A 905-nucleotide genomic window follows, 5' to 3' on the forward strand; every position below is an offset into this window, starting at 1 on the left:
TACGTCTTGGCAGAAATATTCATCGTCAAATCACCCGCACCAGCTTTTCCAGCTGGCTTAATATCAAAATCATGTAGCGTCACAATTCGCGGCAAAGCAGCCACACCACTGACAAACGCCGCCATATCGTGGTAAGTGCCTCGCACAGAAATATCGATCGGAAGCTCAACATAAAACTCTCTAGAAACCTCCGGCTTTAAGCCAATACTGTTGATTTCTAGACCAGTACCTAAACCAGTATTCGTAATATCCTCAAGCAAACCAGGAACTTCAGTGTCTGCAGGTAATTGCTTAAGCAAAACACCAAAAGACTCTTCCATTTCGGTCATCTGCTGACGATATGCATCGAGATTAGCAACTTTAAAAGATTTGCTTTCATATTGTTGCTTAAGCGTGACTTCCTCGTTCTCAACACGCTCCAATGCTGCATATTGGTCTTTAATCATGAACCAATATCCACCACCTAGAATAAGAAGAAATACGAGTGCCAGCACAATCGCTTTTACTGGTATCGGCCAAGAACCTGCATTATTAAAGTCGAGATCATTAATATCGAAATTTTTCAGGCTTTCCATCTGTTCTGCAAAACTCACAACTACTCTCCTTTATCGTCTTGCTCAGAGACAGGTGTAACCTGCGCAACTGTCATATCGAAGGCGCTTTGGTCTCCGCCTTTAGCTGCTTTCACATCTCTTAGATTTGGATTAGCGAACCACTCAGAACCTTCAAGGTTTCGCATAAGGCCCGAAATTCGATTATTCGATTCAGCTACACCTTGAATATCTACTTGTGCAGCCTTGCGATCGAGACTTGTGTAATAAAGCCCTTCTGGGAGAGTTTTAACTAGCTCATCAAACACTCGTACAATGACAGGACGCGTACCTTGTAAGTCTTGAATGACCTTC

At 43.0% G+C, this 905-nt stretch carries 2 protein-coding genes; both read right to left on the minus strand.

What is annotated here, in order from left to right; all coding sequences use genetic code 11:
- Positions 1 to 593, minus strand: a 593-nt coding sequence (locus A3762_RS22390) for a type 4a pilus biogenesis protein PilO (RefSeq protein ID WP_068757700.1), incomplete at its 3' end; no start/stop codon positions are given.
- A 2-nt stretch (positions 594 to 595) separates the two neighbouring features.
- On the minus strand, positions 596 to 905 hold a 310-nt coding region (locus A3762_RS22395; RefSeq protein WP_197469499.1), incomplete at its 5' end, for a PilN domain-containing protein.

The organism is Oleiphilus sp. HI0125 (assembly GCF_001635355.1).